The 615-nt window shown below is 75.3% G+C and carries 1 pseudogene; it reads right to left on the bottom strand.

Annotated features, from left to right (window positions below):
• Positions 1–73 precede the first annotated feature (73 nt).
• Positions 74–532, bottom strand: a pseudogene (locus CCN33_RS30705) (GNAT family N-acetyltransferase); the annotation flags it as partial.
• Positions 533–615: the final 83 nt, after the last annotated feature.

Below are 615 nucleotides of genomic sequence, written 5' to 3'. Positions count from 1 at the left end.
CCGGGCCCTGGGCCACCCGGGTGCGGCCCGGCGAGACCCTGCGCTTCTTCGGCCCGGGCGGCGCCTACACCCCCGACCCGGTGGCGTGCATCAGCTCCAGCCGGTTGAAGCCGATCTCGTCGAACGACCAGCGCACCAGCGCGTCCGTGGCGTGCCGGGCCACGCCCTGCCCGCGCGCCGACGCCACCGTCCAGTACGCCACCTCGGCCACACCGTCCCGCAGCCGGATCTCCCGCAGTGCGGCCCGGCCGCACAGCTCACCGGTGTCCGCCCGCACCACGGCCCACTGGGCGTCGCACTCACGCGTCCACTGCGCGTGCCAGTCCTCGATCCAGCCGGCGGCCTCCTCGGGGGAGTCGCAGGACCTGGCGTGCCACTGGTTGAGCGTCGGGTCCTGGAAGGCCGCGTGGACGGCGGGCGCGTCCTCGGCCCGCCAGGGGCGCAGGCGCAGCCCGCCGGCGGCCGGGATCTCCGGCTGCGGACGGCTGGAGAGGGTTCCTTCGGGCAGCACCGGGCTGGTCAGATACGGCATGCCGGCATCCTGCCAAGCACCGGGCGGCGGGCCAACCGGATTGCGCCGCCCCCGTAACCTGGGACACCTGATGAGACGCCGTA

The sequence above is a fragment of the Streptomyces recifensis genome, from assembly GCF_002154615.1.
Classification (GTDB): domain Bacteria; phylum Actinomycetota; class Actinomycetes; order Streptomycetales; family Streptomycetaceae; genus Streptomyces; species Streptomyces griseoluteus.
This window is presented reverse-complemented; position numbering and strand designations above follow the sequence as displayed.